The sequence below is a fragment of the Streptomyces sp. UF-297 genome (genome assembly GCF_058245575.1).
Genome location: NZ_JBSIBZ010000005.1, coordinates 36,509 through 52,557 on the forward strand (window position 1 = coordinate 36,509; position 16,049 = coordinate 52,557).

At 72.4% G+C, this 16,049-nt stretch carries 17 protein-coding genes; 9 read left to right on the top strand and 8 right to left on the bottom strand.

Features of this window, described 5'->3' with window-relative positions:
• The first annotated feature begins 345 nt into the window (after window positions 1-345).
• A complete protein-coding gene (locus tag AC4IJH_RS04840) occupies window positions 346-1,518 on the top strand; it encodes an acyl-CoA dehydrogenase family protein (RefSeq protein ID WP_490850238.1) in 1,173 nt (390 codons plus the stop codon).
• A 43-nt stretch (window positions 1,519-1,561) separates the two neighbouring features.
• Here AC4IJH_RS04840 and AC4IJH_RS04845 read toward each other — a convergent pair whose 3' ends face one another.
• The 4 genes from AC4IJH_RS04845 to AC4IJH_RS04860 all read right to left on the bottom strand — a co-directional run bounded on the left by AC4IJH_RS04845 (window position 1,562) and on the right by AC4IJH_RS04860 (window position 4,152).
• On the bottom strand, window positions 1,562-1,957 hold the full coding sequence (locus AC4IJH_RS04845; protein WP_490850239.1) for a DUF6193 family natural product biosynthesis protein: 396 nt from the start codon (window positions 1,955-1,957) through the stop codon (window positions 1,562-1,564).
• Window positions 1,954-2,343 carry a VOC family protein gene (locus tag AC4IJH_RS04850; protein ID WP_490850240.1) on the bottom strand — a complete coding sequence of 130 codons (390 nt, stop codon included), beginning with the start codon at window positions 2,341-2,343 and terminating at the stop codon, window positions 1,954-1,956. The genes AC4IJH_RS04845 and AC4IJH_RS04850 overlap by 4 nt, the downstream gene beginning before the upstream one ends.
• Window positions 2,340-2,933 (bottom strand): TetR/AcrR family transcriptional regulator, encoded by a 594-nt coding sequence (locus AC4IJH_RS04855; protein WP_490850241.1) that lies wholly within the window; start codon window positions 2,931-2,933, stop codon window positions 2,340-2,342. The genes AC4IJH_RS04850 and AC4IJH_RS04855 overlap by 4 nt, the downstream gene beginning before the upstream one ends.
• Window positions 2,934-3,000: 67 nt before the next feature.
• Window positions 3,001-4,152, bottom strand: coding sequence for a threonine synthase (locus AC4IJH_RS04860; protein WP_490850242.1), 1,152 nt, complete (start codon window positions 4,150-4,152; stop codon window positions 3,001-3,003).
• 256 nt (window positions 4,153-4,408) lie between these two features.
• On the opposite strand from AC4IJH_RS04860, the gene AC4IJH_RS04865 reads away from it, so the two are divergent.
• Window positions 4,409-5,560, top strand: a complete 1,152-nt coding sequence (locus AC4IJH_RS04865) for an Rv3169 family protein (protein WP_490850243.1) — start codon at window positions 4,409-4,411, stop codon at window positions 5,558-5,560.
• Window positions 5,557-6,648 carry a phosphotransferase family protein gene (locus AC4IJH_RS04870; RefSeq protein ID WP_490850244.1) on the top strand — a complete coding sequence of 364 codons (1,092 nt, stop codon included), beginning with the start codon at window positions 5,557-5,559 and terminating at the stop codon, window positions 6,646-6,648. The genes AC4IJH_RS04865 and AC4IJH_RS04870 overlap by 4 nt, the downstream gene beginning before the upstream one ends.
• A gap of 111 nt (window positions 6,649-6,759) precedes the next feature.
• Here the strand turns inward: AC4IJH_RS04870 and AC4IJH_RS04875 are convergent, their stop codons facing one another.
• Complete coding sequence (locus AC4IJH_RS04875; RefSeq protein ID WP_490850245.1) at window positions 6,760-7,170, bottom strand: hypothetical protein; 411 nt, start codon at window positions 7,168-7,170, stop codon at window positions 6,760-6,762.
• A 218-nt stretch (window positions 7,171-7,388) separates the two neighbouring features.
• Between AC4IJH_RS04875 and AC4IJH_RS04880 the strand changes: the two genes are divergently transcribed.
• The 5 genes from AC4IJH_RS04880 (at window position 7,389) to AC4IJH_RS04900 (ending at window position 12,979) form a co-directional block, all read left to right on the top strand.
• Window positions 7,389-7,829 (top strand): Lrp/AsnC family transcriptional regulator, encoded by a 441-nt coding sequence (locus AC4IJH_RS04880; protein ID WP_490850246.1) that lies wholly within the window; start codon window positions 7,389-7,391, stop codon window positions 7,827-7,829.
• 44 nt (window positions 7,830-7,873) lie between these two features.
• A complete protein-coding gene (locus AC4IJH_RS04885) occupies window positions 7,874-9,514 on the top strand; it encodes an amidohydrolase (RefSeq protein WP_490850247.1) in 1,641 nt (546 codons plus the stop codon).
• Between the two features lie 549 nt (window positions 9,515-10,063).
• Window positions 10,064-11,752 (top strand): apolipoprotein N-acyltransferase, encoded by a 1,689-nt coding sequence (gene lnt / locus AC4IJH_RS04890; RefSeq protein WP_490850248.1) that lies wholly within the window; start codon window positions 10,064-10,066, stop codon window positions 11,750-11,752.
• Window positions 11,749-12,516 (top strand): polyprenol monophosphomannose synthase, encoded by a 768-nt coding sequence (locus AC4IJH_RS04895; protein ID WP_490850249.1) that lies wholly within the window; start codon window positions 11,749-11,751, stop codon window positions 12,514-12,516. Before lnt ends, AC4IJH_RS04895 begins: the two co-directional genes overlap by 4 nt.
• 208 nt (window positions 12,517-12,724) lie before the next feature.
• Window positions 12,725-12,979 (top strand): DUF7218 family protein, encoded by a 255-nt coding sequence (locus AC4IJH_RS04900; protein ID WP_490850250.1) that lies wholly within the window; start codon window positions 12,725-12,727, stop codon window positions 12,977-12,979.
• Window positions 12,980-13,063: 84 nt separating this feature from the next.
• Here the strand turns inward: AC4IJH_RS04900 and AC4IJH_RS04905 are convergent, their stop codons facing one another.
• On the bottom strand, window positions 13,064-13,315 hold the full coding sequence (locus tag AC4IJH_RS04905) for a hypothetical protein (protein WP_490850251.1): 252 nt from the start codon (window positions 13,313-13,315) through the stop codon (window positions 13,064-13,066).
• Between the two features lie 204 nt (window positions 13,316-13,519).
• On the opposite strand from AC4IJH_RS04905, the gene fxsA reads away from it, so the two are divergent.
• A complete protein-coding gene (fxsA, locus tag AC4IJH_RS04910) occupies window positions 13,520-14,092 on the top strand; it encodes an FxsA family membrane protein (RefSeq protein ID WP_490850252.1) in 573 nt (190 codons plus the stop codon).
• Between the two features lie 165 nt (window positions 14,093-14,257).
• On the opposite strand, the gene AC4IJH_RS04915 is transcribed toward fxsA, so the two are convergent.
• Together AC4IJH_RS04915 and AC4IJH_RS04920 are read right to left on the bottom strand one after the other, a co-directional pair.
• Window positions 14,258-14,635, bottom strand: a complete 378-nt coding sequence (locus tag AC4IJH_RS04915; RefSeq protein WP_490850253.1) for an RNA polymerase-binding protein RbpA — start codon at window positions 14,633-14,635, stop codon at window positions 14,258-14,260.
• A 397-nt stretch (window positions 14,636-15,032) separates the two neighbouring features.
• Window positions 15,033-15,821: a glycerophosphodiester phosphodiesterase family protein gene (locus AC4IJH_RS04920; RefSeq protein ID WP_490850381.1), complete on the bottom strand. Its 789-nt coding sequence runs from the start codon at window positions 15,819-15,821 to the stop codon at window positions 15,033-15,035.
• Window positions 15,822-16,049: the final 228 nt, after the last annotated feature.

A 16,049-nucleotide genomic window follows, 5' to 3' on the forward strand; every position in this document is an offset into this window, starting at 1 on the left:
TCGAGGGTGGAGCCTGACCTGCGTTCGGGTTTGGCATGAACGCGTGAAACGTTGCAGGAGAAGCTAGAAGGACTAGACCAGTGGGGTCAATGGTGCGGACCAATTTCCTTGTGGTTCGCGAAGATCCCCTAGAGATGGCCAACTAGCCTGACGAAGGCGACAGAGAAGACGATCAACCCGTGACGAGAAGCCGCCGATCGGGCATACTCCAAGCGCCACAGTCGCAGGTCATCGCCCTCCGCGATCCGGTGGGAGACCATCGGCTGGGCCGACCGCAACCCGGCGGCGCCGTCACACCCTTGACCGCGTACCGCCGCAGCGCCCGACAGGGAGGAGAGCGCCGCCATGACCGAGTACGGCCCCCGGCCGGTGGACCGCAGGCTGCCCACCGAAGAAGCCCGCGACCTGCTGACGCTCGTACGGGACCTGATCGAGCGCGAGGTGAAGCCCGGCGCCGCGGAGCAGGAGGAGGCCGGCACCTTCCCCCGGGAGACCTTCGCCCTCCTCTCCGGGGCGGGCCTGCTCTCGCTCCCGTACTCCGACGAATTCGGCGGCGGCGACCAGCCCTACGAGGTCTACCTCCAGGTCCTCGAAGAGCTCGCGGCCGCCCGCCTGACCGTCGGCCTCGGCGTCAGCGTCCACACCCTCGCCTGCCACGCACTCGCCGGATACGGCACCAAGCAGCAGCGCGCAGAACACCTCCCCGCCATGCTCGGCGGCGGCCTCCTGGGCGCGTACTGCCTGTCCGAGCCCTCCTCCGGGTCCGACGCCGCCTCGCTGACCACCCGCGCCACCCGCGACGGCGACACCTGGACGATCGAGGGCACCAAGGCCTGGATCACCCACGGCGGGGTCGCCGACTTCTACACGGTTCTGGCCCGCACCGGCGGCAAGGGCGCGCACGGCATCACCGCCTTCCTCGTCCCCGGCGACGCCGAAGGGCTCAGCGCCGCGGCGCCCGAGCGCAAGATGGGCATGAAGGGCTCGCCGACCGCCCAACTCCACTTCGACGGCGTACGAGTCCCCGACTCCCGCCGCATCGGCGACGAAGGCCAGGGCTTCGCGATCGCACTGTCCGCGCTGGACTCCGGCCGTCTGGGCATCGCCGCCTGCGCCATAGGAATCGCCCAGGCCGCCCTGGACGAGTCGCTGTCCTACACCGCCTCGCGCCGCCAATTCGGCCGCCCCATCGCCGACTTCCAGGGCCTGCGCTTCATGCTCGCCGACATGGCCACCCAGATCGAGGCGGGCCGCGCGCTGTACCTGTCCGCCGCGCGCCTGCGCGACGAGGGCCGCCCCTTCTCCAAAGAAGCGGCCATGGCCAAACTCTTCTGCACCGACGCCGCGATGCGCGTCACCACCGATGCCGTCCAACTCCTGGGCGGCTACGGCTACACCGTCGACTTCCCCGCCGAGCGCTACATGCGCGAGGCCAAGGTCCTCCAGATCGTCGAAGGCACCAACCAGATCCAGCGCATGGTCGTGGCCCGCCACCTGGCAGGACCCGAATCCCGCTGACCCGCCCCGACCGGGGCGCGGCCCACTCCGCGCCCCAGGATGCTCAGTGCGACTCCCGCTCCTGGGCCAGGCCTTCGTGAACCGCGAGTTCTTGTGGCGTGCCGACGAAGGCGGGTCCGCAGCCAGGCGGAAGGCGTTCGACCACCATGGCGACGGCCTCGTGCGCCGTGGCCGCTGGGCCCACGGTCTGATCGCGCCGAGGCCCGCCCACCCAGTAGCTGCCGCCTGGTGCGGGCTGGATGTAGGGGATGTCCCAGGTCCATCTCCGCAGGGTGCAGCGGCTGAAGTGCGGTTCGCGCATCCCCGCCCAGGGAAACAGCTGCCGCAGGCGGGGTTCCGCGTACGCGGCCTCCAGGAGTTCGGCCCGTAGGTCGCCGTGGTCGCGTACGGCCTGCCAGCCTGCTGCGACGGCCTCGACCGAGCTCCGGCTTCCGTTCACCGCCGGGCCTTCTCGGCTGCCGACATCACCTCGAAGAGATTGCCCGCATCGTCCCGGAAGAACAGACCGCGCGGGCACAGGGGGTGGTCGGTGCGGCCGTTGTCCGGGTGGGCGGGGTCGTTGCCGTAGGGCACGGCGGAGGCGGTGAGGCGCTGGAGTATCGCGTCGAAGGTGTCGGCATCCACGTCGAAGGCCAGGTGGTGCCCCTGGGGGTCGGGCACGGTCATGAAGTCGAGGGTGAGCGTGTCGTTGACGCGTACCGGGGCGAAGTGGCCGTCGCGGCCCGCCGGCGGGAGCTGCTCCAGGCCCATGACCGTGGCGAAGAAGCGGGCGGCCCGGCGGTGGTCGACCGCGGGGACGATGGTGTGGTTCAGGGTGATGGTCATGGCGTACCCCGGGAGTGCGCGAGGGCGCCGTGCAGCAGGACGCCGACCAGGTCGTCCGTGTCCAACTCCACGGCTCCGGAGGCCGGGTGGAGCTGGGTGAAGAGCATGCCGAGGAACAGTGCGGCGACCTTCTCGGGTGCCAGGCGCAGGGTCGCGCGGTCCGGCTCGATGAGATCGGTGACGGCCTCGCGGATCGCGCGCGTCGACGCGTCGCGGGGCGCCTCGCGCCGGTGACCCGAGGCGTGCAGCGCTCCGACCACCGCGCCCATGCGCGCCAGGTGGGCGCGCAGTGCCTCGGCCGCCTCGGTGAGCCGCGTGGAAAGCGGTTCGTCCAGCGGGACGGAGGCCAGTTCGCGCAGCACATGGCCGGGGTCCACCGCCTCTGCCACGCAGGCCTGGAGCACCTCGTCCTTGTCCTTGAAGACGCGGAAGACGGTGGCCTCGCCGATGCCCGCGGCGCGGGCGATCCGGCTCGTGGTGACGGCGGCACCGTACTCGGCGACCAGCGGCAGCGCCGCCGCCACGACCATCGCCCGGCGCTGCGCGGCGCTCATTCCCGGCGCACGGCGGCGGGTTGGGGTATCCGACATGAGCGCCACGCTACGGAGTGAGTACTCACTCCGTCAACGGGTTTCGTTACGCGAAGGACTCCGCTCCTCAGGCCCCGACCGCTTTGAGTCCGGTCGCCGTACCGATCGCCACCACCAACTCCGGTCGTTTGACGAGCAGTTGGCGGGCCACCGCGACGGCAGTGGCCGAGGACGGCTCCAGGAACAGGCCCTGCGCCGCCACCCGCCGGTGCTCCGCCGCCAGCTCCCGCTCCGGCACGGCGAGCGCCGTACCCCCGCAGTGCCACAGCGTGTCCAGCCCCTGCCAGCAGGGGCGCTCCTCACCGAGGGAGAAGGCGATGGAGGTGTGCCCGGTCACCCTCGTTCGCTCCTGCGCGGCCCGGTCCGGGTGCCGCAGCGCGGCCGTGTACGGGGCCGCCTCGGCAGCCTCCGCCACCACCAGCCGGGGCGCCTGGTCCATCAGTCCTGCTGCCACCAGCTCCCGGAAGCCGCGCCCGATGCCGGTCAGCAGATCGGCGCGGCTCGTCGGCACCACCACCGTGCCGATCCGGCGCCCGGCGAAGTCCCTGGCCAGCTCGTACGCCACCGACTTGTACCCCTCGTTGGCGTACGCGTTCCCGCCCGGCGAGGGCGAGGTGTAGCTGGTGAGCGGATACCAGCCGTGCTTCTCCACGGCCTCGGCCATCGCAGCGTTCCGCGCCGCGACGCCGCCCTCCCGGATCACCCGCCGCTCGGCGCCCAGCGCGTCGATCTGCGCCCGCAGCGCCATCGGCAGGCTGTCGGTGGTGAAGACCACGCAGTGCAGCCCCGCCCGCGCCGCGTACGCCGCGGCCGCCGCCCCCGCGTTGCCTGAGGAGGCCGCGGCCACCACCTCGGCACCGGCCTCCACGGCCGCCGCCGCGCCCACCGCCATCGCCCGGTCCTTGTGCGACCCGGTCGGGTTGGCGCCCTCGTACTTCACCCACAGCTCTCCGGGAAGCTGCTGATCCGGTACGGCTCCGTCTTGGCGCAGCCGTACGTTGGGCGTCGCGCCTTCCCCGAGCGTCACGGCCGGGCCGCTCACCGGCAGCGCCTGCGGCCACGCCCACGGGCCGCCCCGGAACGTTCGCAGGTCGAGGCCGGAGAGATCCGCGAGCGGGGGAGCGGCGTTGACCCCGATCCCTTCGGCGGAGCAGGCAGGGCAGCCGGCGAACCCTTCCACCCCACGGTCACAGCGCAGGCACGTCAGCATCGTTGGCATCACGGGTCCCCTTGGGATCGGGCGTTTCTTGGTCCCGGTGACCGTAACAAGCGTCCGCCAGGGCGACTGCCTGCACCGACCGTGCGGCTCCGGCCCGTACCGGCCGCGCGGCCCTGGCCCACGCCGGCCGCTCGGTCCCGGCCCGCACCGCCGGAGGGTCTGGCCGCGCCCGCGTACCTGACGTACCGTCAAATCCGCCGCCGGGACCGCACCCCGGGCGAATCCCATCCACCCCGCGCGCCCAGGAGGTCTCACCGTGCCCGACCGTCCGATCGCGTTGGACGAATGGCCCGTCCATCAAGTGCCGCTGTCCATGCGGCATGTCGCCACCAGCGACCGCAACGCCTACGACCGCTGCATCTTCCAGGTCTTCGACCACGCCGGCCGCGCCCTGCTCATCGCCGGCCTCGGCGTCTATCCCAACGCCGGTGTCATCGACGCCTATGCCACCCTGCGCCTGGGCGACACCCTGCACGCCGTACGCGCCTCCTCCGCCCTCCCCGACGACACCCGCATGGAGATGTCCGTCGGTCCCTTCCGCATCCTCGTCGAGCAGCCGCTGAAGACCCTGCTGGTCACCTGCGCCCCCGAACCGGGCGACCCCGACGGCCTCTCCTACGAGATCATCTGGAACGCGGACTTCCCGGCGCTGTGGGAACCCCACCACACCCAGCGACGCGGAAACCGGCTCGTCCTGGAGGGCAAGCGCTTCGTCCAGGTGGGCAGCTGCCAGGGCTGGATTCAGGCGGCGGGGGAGCGGATCACCCTGGGGGCGGGGGAGTGGACCGGCACCCGCGACCGCAGCTGGGGAGTGCGCCCCATCCCCGGCGAGGACCTGGGCCGCGCGGGCGAGGAGCACCGGCCCGAGGGCTTCCACTGGATCTGGTCGCCGGTGCGCTTCGACGACCGCTTCGTGATGGTGATCAGCCAGGAGGACGCGGACGGCTACCGCACCCTCAACGACGCCACCGAGGTACGCGACGACGGCAGCCCCGACCGCCAACTCGGCTGGCCGCACACCGACATCACCTACCGCCCGGGCACCCGCCACCCCGAACGCGCCGTCATCCACCTCACCGACCCGGCCACCCGCAAGCCCCTCGAAATGACCGCCGAGATCCTGACCTCCTCACCCCTGGCCCTCGGCGCCGGATACCCGCCCGCCGACGACTGGCAGCACGGCACCTGGCGCGGCCACGACTGGACCGACCGCCGCACCTACGACCTGTCCGACCCCGCCACCCACCCCCTGGCCGCCTACGGAGTCACCGACCACGTCGCCCGCTTCACCCTGGACGGCACCCTGGTCGGCCACGGCATCTTCGAGCACGGCAGCTTCGGCCGCCACGACCCCAGCGGCTTCACCGGATACACATCCGTCGCCCCCGCAGGGGAGGCCCGGCCATGACCTCGGCGCCCCGCCCCCGTACCACCACCCGCGACCCCGAAGAACTCGCCCGCCGCCTCACCACCTGGCTCGACACCCGCCTGCCCGGCGCCAAGGCCGTCTCGGCCACCGTCCCGGCCTCCAACGGCATGTCCAGCGAGACCCTCCTCTTCGCCATCGACCACCCCCAACCGCCCGTCCGCTCCTGCGCGTTACGCCTGGCCGCCGACCCCGCCGCTTACACGGTATTCCCCACCTATGACATGGCCCGCCAGTACCGCACGCTGCGCCTGGTCGCCGCCCACACCGACGTCCCCGTGCCGCGCACCCTGTGGCTGGAGGAGGATTCGGCCCCGCTCGGCGCCCCCTTCTTCGTCATGGAGCGCGCCGAGGGCCGCGTACCGCCGGACGTCATGCCGTACACCTACGAAGGGAACTGGCTGTACGCCGCCACCGACGCCGAGCGCGACCACCTGGAGGCGGCGACGGTCGACGTCCTCGCCCGCCTGCACGACCAAGTCCCGCTCAAGGAAGCTCGGTTCCTGTCCCTGCCCGGCGAGGGCGACGCGCTGCACCGCCACGTGGCGGCCCAACGCGCCTACTACGCCTGGGTGACCGACGGCCGCCCCCGATCACCGCTGATCGAGCGGGCGTTCGCCTGGCTGGCCGACCACTGGCCGGCCGACCCCGGACAGACGGTGCTGAGCTGGGGCGACGCCCGCATCGGCAACATCGTCTACGACGGCTTCGACCCCGCGGCCGTACTCGACTGGGAGATGGCCGCCCTGGGCCCGCGCGAACTCGACCTGGGCTGGACGGTCTACCTCCACCGCTTCTTCCAGGACCTCACCGAGAGCGGCGGCCAGTGCGGGCTGCCCGGCTTCCTGCGCCGCGACAGCGTCGAGTCCCGCTATGCGCACCTGACCGGCCACACCCCGCGCGACATGGACTTCCACACCCTGTACGCGGCCCTGCGGCACGCCATCGTCATGCTGCGCGTGGCCTACCGCCAGGTCCACTTCGGTGAAGTCCCCGTCCCCGCCGACCCCGACGCACTGATCATGCACCGGGACAGCCTGGAAGCGATGATCGAGAACCGTTACTGGTGATACCTGTTGCGGGTGATAGCCGTCAGCGGCGATGCCCGCGGCCGCCGGCAGCGGCCCGGGGGAGCGGCGGCGGCCCGCCCGGCGAGGTCCGCCGTCGCGCCGCCGTGCCGCTCAGGACGCGCGCCGCATCCCCGGCACCCGCACCGGACGCGAGGCGGCCCCGCCCACGTGCGAGAACGGCTGGGTGCGCCAGTCCAGCCCCTCCGGGAGCGTCAGCAGCATCGCCGCGTCCTGCTCCTGCGCGGCCAGCGCGGCGTCCTGTTGCGGCGTGGGATCCACCGCACGGCCCGACCCCTGGCACACGGTCAGCCCGAACGGATTCCACGGCGAGGAGCACACCGCGTGCTCCGGCAGCGTGTCCTCGTCCGCCAGCAGCGCGATCGGCTGATGGCAGTCCGGGCAGTCCACCCGGTAGATCTCATAGGTCTCGAAGGAGTCGTACGAAGCGTCCTCGCCGCCGAGACTGTCGCCCTCCTGGGCGGTGACACTCTCCGGCGCGGTTTCCGTCCTGGCACGTCGCATATGTCCATCCCCCTTGCACGGGCCGTACGGACCGCCGGCTTCCTGATTGACGGGCGGCCCCGACCATCACGAGCAATTCCCGTCATGCCGCGCGCATAATCGCCCAGCCCGCACAGACGTCAGGTCCCGCCTGTGGCATTCATCACACGCCCGGCTCAAAAGCGCCCATCACCCGGCGCGCGGTGCACGCGGGCGCCCGGGCACAGTAGGTTGATCGCGTGGAGGAGTTGGACCGACAAATCGTGGATCTGCTCGTCAAGGACGGGCGGATGAGCTACACCGACCTGGGCAAGGCCACCGGCCTGTCGACCTCGGCGGTGCACCAGCGCGTACGCCGTCTCGAGCAGCGCGGCGTCATTCGCGGCTATGCCGCCATCGTGGACCCGGAAGCGGTGGGCCTGCCGCTCACCGCGTTCATCTCGGTCAAACCCTTCGACCCCAGCGCGCCGGACGACATCGCCGACCGCCTGGCCGAGGTCCCCGAGCTGGAGGCCTGCCACAGCGTGGCCGGCGACGAGAACTACATCCTCAAGGTCCGCGTCGCCACGCCCCTGGAGCTGGAGCACCTGCTCACCCGGATCCGCAGCCTGGCCGGCGTCTCCACCCGCACCACCGTCGTGCTCTCCACGCCCTACGAAGCGCGCCCCCCGAGCATCTGACCCCGCGCGCCGGCGGCCCCCGCGCAGGGGCCACACTGTCGGTCATGAGTGAGCGCACCCCCGATCCGGCCCGGCCCCGTACCGTCCTGCTGCGCGGCGGCGAGGTCCACAGCCCCGCAGACCCCTTCGCCACCGCCATGGTCGTCGAGGGCGACAGCATCGCCTGGGTCGGCTCGGAGGGCGCGGCGGACTCCTTCGCCGACGGCGTGGACGAGACGATCCACCTGGACGGCGCACTGGTCACCCCGGCCTTCACCGACGCACACGTGCACACCACCGCCACCGGCCTGGTGCGCACCGGCCTGGACCTCGCCGGGGCCACCACGCTCACCGACGCCCTGGCCCGCGTCCGCGCGCACGCCACCGCGAACCCCGGCCACCGCATCCTGCTCGGCCACGGCTGGGACGCCACCGCCTGGCCCGAGGGCCGCCCGCCCGCCCGCGCCGAACTCGACGCGGCCACCGGCGGCCGCCCGCTCTACCTCACCCGCGTCGACGTGCACTCCGCCGTGGTCACCACCGCCCTGCTCGACCTCGTCCCGGGCGTCGCCGACCTGCCCGGATTCCACCCCGACGGTCCGCTGACCAGCGCCGCGCACCACGCCGTACGGGCCGCCGCGCACGCCACCGTCACCCCCGCCCAGCGCGCCGCCGCCCAGGCTGCCACCCTCGCCCACGCCGCCTCACTGGGCATCGGCACCCTGCACGAGTGCGCGGGCCCGGACATCTCCAGCGAGGACGACCTCACCGCCCTGCTCGCCCTCGCCGCCGAGGGCAACGGCCCCCGTGTGGTCGGCTATTGGGCCGAGGCGGTCACTTCAGCAAAGGAAGCGGACCGCATCCGCGACCTGGGCGCCGCAGGCGCGGCGGGCGACCTCTTCGCCGACGGCGCCCTGGGCTCCTACACCGCCCACCTGCACGCCCCGTACGCGGACGCCGAGCACACCGGCAACGCCTACCTGGACGCCGACGCCATCGCCGCCCACGTGGCCGCCTGCACCGAAGCCGGACTCCAGGCCGGGTTCCACGCCATCGGCGACGCCGCCCTGAGCGCCGTCGTCGAGGGCGTACGCGCCGCCGCCGACCGCGTGGGACTGGCCCGCGTCCGCGCCGCCCGGCACCGCGTCGAGCACGCCGAAATGCTCACCGAGGCCCATATCGCCGCCTTCGCCGAACTCGCCCTGACCGCCTCCGTCCAGCCCGCCTTCGACGCGGCCTGGGGCGGCGAGAGCGGCATGTACGCCACCCGCCTGGGCGCCCCGCGGGCCCGCACCCTGAACCCGTACGCCGCCCTGCTGCGCGCCGGCGTCCCGCTCGCCCTCGGCTCCGACAGCCCCGTCACCCCCCTGGACCCCTGGGGCACCGTCCGTGCCGCCGTCTTCCATCGCACTCGCGAACACGGCATCTCCGCCCGCGCCGCCTTCACCGCCCACACCCGCGGCGGCTGGCGTGCCATCGGCCGCGACGACGCCGGCATCCTGGTCCCCGGTGCCCCCGCGGACTACGCCCTCTGGCACACCGGAGAACTCCTGGTCCAGGCCCCCGACGAGCGGGTGCAGCGCTGGTCCACCGACCCCCGCTCCGGCACCCCCGGACTGCCCGATCTGACCCCGGGCGGCGAGCTGCCCCGCTGCCTGCGCACGGTCGTCGCCGGACGCACCGTGTTCGCACGGCCGAACGAGTGACATCCCGTGGGCACATGCCACCCGGCGCGGTGCCCGCGGCCACTCGCTCCACCTGCGAGGCTCGCCACTGACCTGGCACGACGCGAGAACGACGCAGACAGGCCAACTGTTGACAGCGCACGGTCGACGGCCGGTAGGTTCGGCCGGGTCCACCTCAGGACGTCCGACCGGGAGACCTCCGCGCAGTCGTCGAACGCAGCTGGGCCATGGGGCGGTGTGCCACACCGGCACACCGCCACTGGGAGCCAGGTCCAGCATTTGCGGCACGGGGGCGACGGAAAGGTTTCGCCCGGTCGGCAGGTGCGACCCGGGCGGGGCCCGGACGCTCAGTAGACAACGGCTCTCGGTCGACCCGCAGCCAGCGGGTCCCAGGTCGGCCCGAAGGGCGCCGGGCCCCGATCCGCAGCACGGAATCCCGCGCGCGACCCCCCTCTCACGTCCTCGTCCTCCAGGCGGCCTTCCGCTGCCGCGCGCACCCGCGGACCGCAACCGCGGGCCCCCGATGTACGGTCACCTCACCACCGCACGACCTGTAGGAAGGCCGCGACCGTGCCATCGGGATCCGAATCCTCCACCGAAGCCGTATCCGGCCCCGCCGCCGACGGCCCGGTCCCGCCCGGCGGCGACGGTCCGCACACCGAGGGCGCGGAGCCCGAGCGGAGCCCCGGCCGGGGCCGCAGACTGGCCGCCCTCATCCGCCGCGAGGCCCCGCGCACCGCCCTCGCCGTGCTCTGCGGCCTCGCCCTCGCGCTGGCCTTCCCGCCGTACGACCTGTGGCCCCTGTCCCTCCTCGCGGTCGCGGCACTGAGCCTGCTGACCCGCGGCCGCACCGCCCGCCAGGCCGGCTGGACGGGCCTCGCCTTCGGCTGGCCCTTCTTCGTCCTCCTGCTCAAGTGGCTGCATGTGGTGGGCTGGGACGCGGTGATCGGGCTCGCCTTCATCCAGGCGGTCTTCCTCGCCGTCCTCGGCGCGCTGCTGGCTCTCACCTCCCGTCTGAAGGCCTGGCCCCTGTGGGCGGCCTGCCTGTGGATCGCCGAGGAGTGGGCCCGCGACCGGCTGCCCTTCGGCGGGTTCCCCTGGGGGCGCCTCGCCTTCGCGAACACCGACACCCCCTTCACACCGCTCGCCGCACTGGGCGGCGCCCCGCTGGTCACCTTCGCCGTCGCGCTGAGCGGCACCCTCCTGGCGGCCGCGGCGGTCGGCGTCTGGCGCCTGCGCGGCACGGCGAAGTCCGTACGGGCCGCACTGCCCGCCGTCGAGGCGGTCGGCCTGGCCGCGGCCGTCGCCTGCGCGGGCCTGCTGGTGCCCGTGCCCACCAAGGCCACCGACTCGGTGAACGTCGCCGTCGTCCAGGGCAACGTCCAGCAGCCCGGCATGGACTTCCTGGGCCGCCCGATGATGATCCTGGACAACCACGCCCGTGCCACCGAGAAGCTCGCCGAGGACGTGAAGGCGGGCAAGGTGAAGAAGCCCGACCTGGTGCTGTGGCCCGAGAACTCCTCCGACCTGGACCCCTTCAAGTACCCGCAGGCCTATGACCGCATCGACGAGGCCGTGCGGGCGATCGGCGTGCCGGTGCTGGTCGGCGCCCTGGTCGACCACCCCTCCAAGCGCGGCTATGTCTTCAACCAGGGCATCGTGTGGGATCCGAAGAAGGGCCCCGGCGCCTCCTACACCAAGCAGCACCCGGTGCCCTTCGGCGAGTACGTGCCCTTCCGCGAGCAGCTCAGCAAGATCATCACGCGCTTCCAGCGAGTGCCCCGCGACTTCTACCCCGGCGATCGCACCGGCGTCCTGCAGGTGGGCCCCGCCCAGCTCGGCGACGTGATCTGCTTCGAGATCGCCTACGACGAGATCGTGCACGAGACCGTCGACGCCGGCGCCCGCGCGCTGGTCGTCCAGACCAACAACGCCACCTACGGCCGCACCGGCCAGCCCGAACAGCAGCTGGCCATGTCCAAACTGCGCGCCGTCGAACACGGCCGCGCCATCGTCACCGCCGCCACCAGCGGCATCAGCGCCATCGTGGCGCCCGACGGCACGGTCACCCACCAGATCCCCGAGTTCACCCAGGGAGTGCTGAGCGCGAGCATTCCGCTGCGCGACGAAAAGACCGTCGCAGACCGCGTCGGTGCGGCTCCCGAGTGGGCGCTCGCTATCGTGGGGCTTCTGTCCTGCGCCGCCGCGATGATCATCGGGCGGCGCGGGCGACGGACGGACGAGAAGGGACAGCAGTGACAGACGGCGGTCAGCGGCAGTACGGTCCGCTCGGAACCACGTTGGTGATCATTCCGACGTACAACGAGGCGGAGAACATCAAGCCGATCGTGACGCGGGTGCGCACCGCCGTCCCCGCGGCGCACGTCCTGGTCGCGGACGACAACAGCCCCGACGGCACCGGCAAGCTCGCCGACGAACTGGCCGCCGACGACGACCAGGTCCACGTCCTGCACCGGCAGGGCAAGGAAGGCCTGGGCGCCGCCTACCTCGCGGGCTTCCAGTGGGGCATCGACAACGGCTACGGCGTCCTGGTCGAGATGGACGCCGACGGCTCCCACCAGCCCGAGGAACTGCCCCGCCTGCTCACCGCCCTCAAGGGCGCCGACCTCGTGCTCGGTTCGCGCTGGGTCCCGGGCGGACGGGTCGTCAACTGGCCCAAGTCCCGCGAGTTCCTCTCCCGCGGCGGCAGCACGTACTCCCGCCTGCTCCTGGACGTCCCCATCCGCGACGTCACCGGCGGCTACCGCGCCTTCCGCAAGGAGACGCTGGAGGGCCTGGGCCTGCAGGAGGTCGCCTCGCAGGGCTACTGCTTCCAGGTCGACCTCGCCCGCCGCGCGGTCAAGGCCGGCTACCACGTCGTCGAGGTCCCCATCACCTTCGTCGAGCGCGAGCTGGGCGACAGCAAGATGAGCCGCGACATCGTGGTCGAGGCGCTGTGGCGGGTCACCTCCTGGGGCGTCGGCTCGCGGGTGAACCGCCTCACCGGCCGCAAGGACAGCTGACCCGGCTGCCTCTGATCCGCCGGGTTTTCCTGGTCCCGGCCCGGGCACCCGGCCCCGCAGGAACGTCACGGCGCGCGTGGTGCCACCCGCGTGCCGGCCTCCCGGGTCTCTTCCCGCGCTGCGCGGGCCGCGCAGCGCCGCGATGCTCGAAGGAGCCGTACCGGTGTGCAGCCGGGCCCGGGAACGACCAGGAAGGAGAGGTGCGGCCATGCCCACCCCGCAGATCAAGGACGAGAAGACCTACCAGGCGCTGCGCCGCGAGGGCGCGAGCAAGGAGAAGGCCGCCCGGATCGCCAACGACTCGGGCGGCTCGCGCAGCAAGACCGGCCGCAAGGGCGGCAAGGCCGGGGCGTACGAGGACCGGTCCAAGGAGGACCTGTACCGCGAGGCGAAGAAGGTCGGCATCCAGGGCCGCTCGACCATGACCAAGAGCCAGCTGATCTCGGCGCTGCGCAACCACTGAGCGGTCCCTCAACGGCCGCGGCGCAGCCGCCGGAGGCCGCCGGGAGCCGGCGCGATCCGCCGGCCCGGGGGCCGTCCCCGCGGCTCAGTCGGTGGGCTCGTCCGGGGCTGTCCCCTCGGCGTGGGTGCCTTGGCGCTGCGCCTTTCCGCGCCGGCCCGTGCCCGACTGGTCGGTGTCCGGCAGCTGCTCGCCGTCCGGGTCCTCCTCCTCGTAGGGATCGGCGTCCTGCGGATCCCACGGGTCGGGCGCCGCGGACTCCGCGTCCGCCTGCTGATCGGGCAGATCCCGGGGAATGCCGGGGCCCTCGGCCGCCGGGGCATCCGTCCTTCGCTCCACCGTGACCACTTCCTTCCGCTTTTCCTTCGGCTCTGTCGCTGATGTGTACGGGGCCGGTACCCGCGGATCCGATCACTACTCGGAGGACACGGCGATCCGCCTTCTCGTCCCGGAGTCGTAGCCCACCCCGGAAACATCCCGGATGTCGTCCCCCAGCGGCCCCCGAGCGGGGGAGTCGCGGCCGGGGCCAGGCACACTTGAGACATGACGTTCGCAGCCACGCCATCGCCGGACAGCCGACCCCCCAAGCGCTCGCGCGCCCGCCGGTTCATCCCGCTGGGCATCGCCGCCTGGCTGGTGCTGGAGATCTGGCTGCTGACCCTGGTCGCCGGGGCCGCCAATGGCCTGACGGTCTTTCTGCTGCTGCTCGCCGGCGTGCTGATCGGCGGGTACGTGATCAAGCGGGCCGGGCGCCGGGCCTGGAAGGGCCTGACCGAGACGCTGCAGGCGGGCGGCGACCCCATGGCGGCCCAGCAGCGCCCCTCGGAGGGCAGCGGCAACACCCTCCCCATGCTCGGCGGCCTGCTGCTGATGTTCCCCGGCCTGATCACGGACGTCGCCGGGCTGCTGTGCCTGTTCCCGCCGACCCGCAAACTGATCCACCGCCGCGCTGAGCGCCTGCTGTCCCGGAAGGTGACCTATGCGCCGGGCTCGCTCGGGGACGCCTTCCAGCAGGCCCGTATGCACGCTCCGGACGGCAAGGTCGTCCAGGGCGAGGTGATCCGCGAGGACGGCCCGCCCGCCCCGCCGCGCCAGGACCCGCCACTGACGCGCTGACCCGCAAGGATTCGGGCCGGGTGACGCCCCCAGGGGACGTCACCCGGCCCTTTCGCTGCCCTGACCAGGCCGCCTACTCCCCGGACTTTCCGCGAGCGGGCATGCCAAAGGGCCGGGGCCACTGCAGGAACAGTGGCCCCGGCCCTTTGTGCTGCTCGTCCGTTGTCAGGCGGACTTGCGGTTGCTGTCGCGCGGATGCACGGCAATGTTCATGGTGCCGGAGCGCAGGACGGCCAGCCGTTCGGCCAGCACCTCCTCCAACTCCTCGCGGGTGCGCCGCTCCATGAGCATGTCCCAGTGCGTACGCGCGGGCTTGCCCTTCTTCTCTTCAGGGCCATCGCCATCCACCAGAAGTGCTTGCACACCGCAAACCTTGCACTCCCACTCCGGCGGAATCTCGGCCTCAACCGAGAACGGCATCTCAAATCGATGTCCGTTCTGGCATGCGTACTCCACCGCCTGGCGCGGGGCCAGGTCGATGCCGCGGTCGGTCTCGTAGCTGGTCACCACGAGTCGCGTGCCGCGTAGAGCTCGCTCACTCATGAATCGTGCCTCCCGGGCTTGTCGCCCACAGGACAGGTGTCGCTGTCGTCGTCATCCGGTCAACGTCCGGTCGGCGGGGAAGATTCCCGTAATTGGGACATGCGCCCACCCGTCGCCCACCACCGCCCGTATTGGAGGCGCTGCGCGCCGCTGCCTTCCTTCGTGCCGCCCCTTGTTGTACCCACCAGCGCCCGGTTTGTCACATCTGGCAGCAGATGTCACCCAGTGCTGCTGAAAGTTCAGCGCGCAGTAACGGTCCGCCTGGTGAGCCAAAGGCGTACACTACCGGCCCGCATGCCCCAGCTCTAAATCCGGTCCCGGTCCGGTCGCCGTCGGCCGCCGGGAAACCACCCCGAGCAGGGGCGGCGCGGGCCCTCGCACGCCGGTCCCGAGGCGATCAGTGCCAGGCGCCCCGCTCGGTCAGCACCGCCCGCAGCGTGTCGATCTCGTCCGTCATGATCCCGTCCACCCCGAGATCCAGCAGCTGCGCCATCCGCCCCGCGTCGTTCACCGTCCACACGTGCACCTGGAGCCCCAGCGCATGCGCGGCCCGTACGAACAGCGGGTCCACCACCCGGATCCCCGACTGCCGCTCCGGCACCTGCACACACACCGCGCTGCGCCGCACCGCCGCCCCCAGCAGCCGGTCCAGCGGCACCCCGCGGCCGTAGGAGCGCAGCCGCAGCCCCGCGACACCGCGCGAGCCCAGCGAGGACGCCATACGCGCCCCGGCCAGCCGCTGGGCCCGGGCGACCCGCGCCTCGGAGAAGGACCCCACGCACACCCGGTCCCAGGCACCGGCCCGGCGCACCACCTCCAGCAGCGGCTCCAGCGCCGCCTCCGCCTTGATGTCGACATTCCACCGGGCCGCGGGAAACTCCTCCAGCAGCTCCTCGAACAGCGGCAGCGGTTCACGCCCGGCCACCCGTGCCCGCCGCACCACCTGCCACGGCAGCCGCCCGATCGCCCCGCGCGCGTCGGTGACCCGCTCCAGCGTGGCGTCGTGAAAGGCGACCACCTTCCCGTCCGAGGTCGCATGAACATCGGTCTCCAGGTACCGATACCCACACTCCACGGCCCGCCGGAACGCCGCCGCAGTATTCTCCAGCCCACCCGCGGCCCCACCCCGGTGAGCAAAGGCGAGAGCGCCGGGATGATCGAGATAGGCATGCCGCAACGCCGTTATTCCTGTCTTCCCTGAACCACGCACCCAAGCAGGCTAGCGCCGCCACAGCGGAGGGCCGTGCGTGTACGGGGCCCGACTGCTTGTGCTTTCCGCTGGCCTTCCGCCTGTAGCAGTCGTGGTCAGAGATAGTCGATCCCTGGAGCGAAGGGGCTGGGTACGAGTTCGGCTTCGGGGCGTTCCTGCTTCGGTCCCATCGGCTTGTGGCATTGGAGGCACTTCTCCGACTTC

Coding starts and splice junctions, on each gene's coding strand:
- AC4IJH_RS04915 (WP_490850253.1), bottom strand. CDS start 14,635: ATGAGTGAGCGAGCTCTACGCGGCACGCGACTCGTGGTGACCAGCTAC.
- AC4IJH_RS04885 (WP_490850247.1), top strand. CDS start 7,874: ATGAGTGAGCGCACCCCCGATCCGGCCCGGCCCCGTACCGTCCTGCTG.
- AC4IJH_RS04900 (WP_490850250.1), top strand. CDS start 12,725: ATGCCCACCCCGCAGATCAAGGACGAGAAGACCTACCAGGCGCTGCGC.
- AC4IJH_RS04840 (WP_490850238.1), top strand. CDS start 346: ATGACCGAGTACGGCCCCCGGCCGGTGGACCGCAGGCTGCCCACCGAA.
- fxsA (WP_490850252.1), top strand. CDS start 13,520: ATGACGTTCGCAGCCACGCCATCGCCGGACAGCCGACCCCCCAAGCGC.
- AC4IJH_RS04875 (WP_490850245.1), bottom strand. CDS start 7,170: ATGCGACGTGCCAGGACGGAAACCGCGCCGGAGAGTGTCACCGCCCAG.
- AC4IJH_RS04860 (WP_490850242.1), bottom strand. CDS start 4,152: ATGCCAACGATGCTGACGTGCCTGCGCTGTGACCGTGGGGTGGAAGGG.
- AC4IJH_RS04870 (WP_490850244.1), top strand. CDS start 5,557: ATGACCTCGGCGCCCCGCCCCCGTACCACCACCCGCGACCCCGAAGAA.
- AC4IJH_RS04855 (WP_490850241.1), bottom strand. CDS start 2,933: ATGTCGGATACCCCAACCCGCCGCCGTGCGCCGGGAATGAGCGCCGCG.
- AC4IJH_RS04850 (WP_490850240.1), bottom strand. CDS start 2,343: ATGACCATCACCCTGAACCACACCATCGTCCCCGCGGTCGACCACCGC.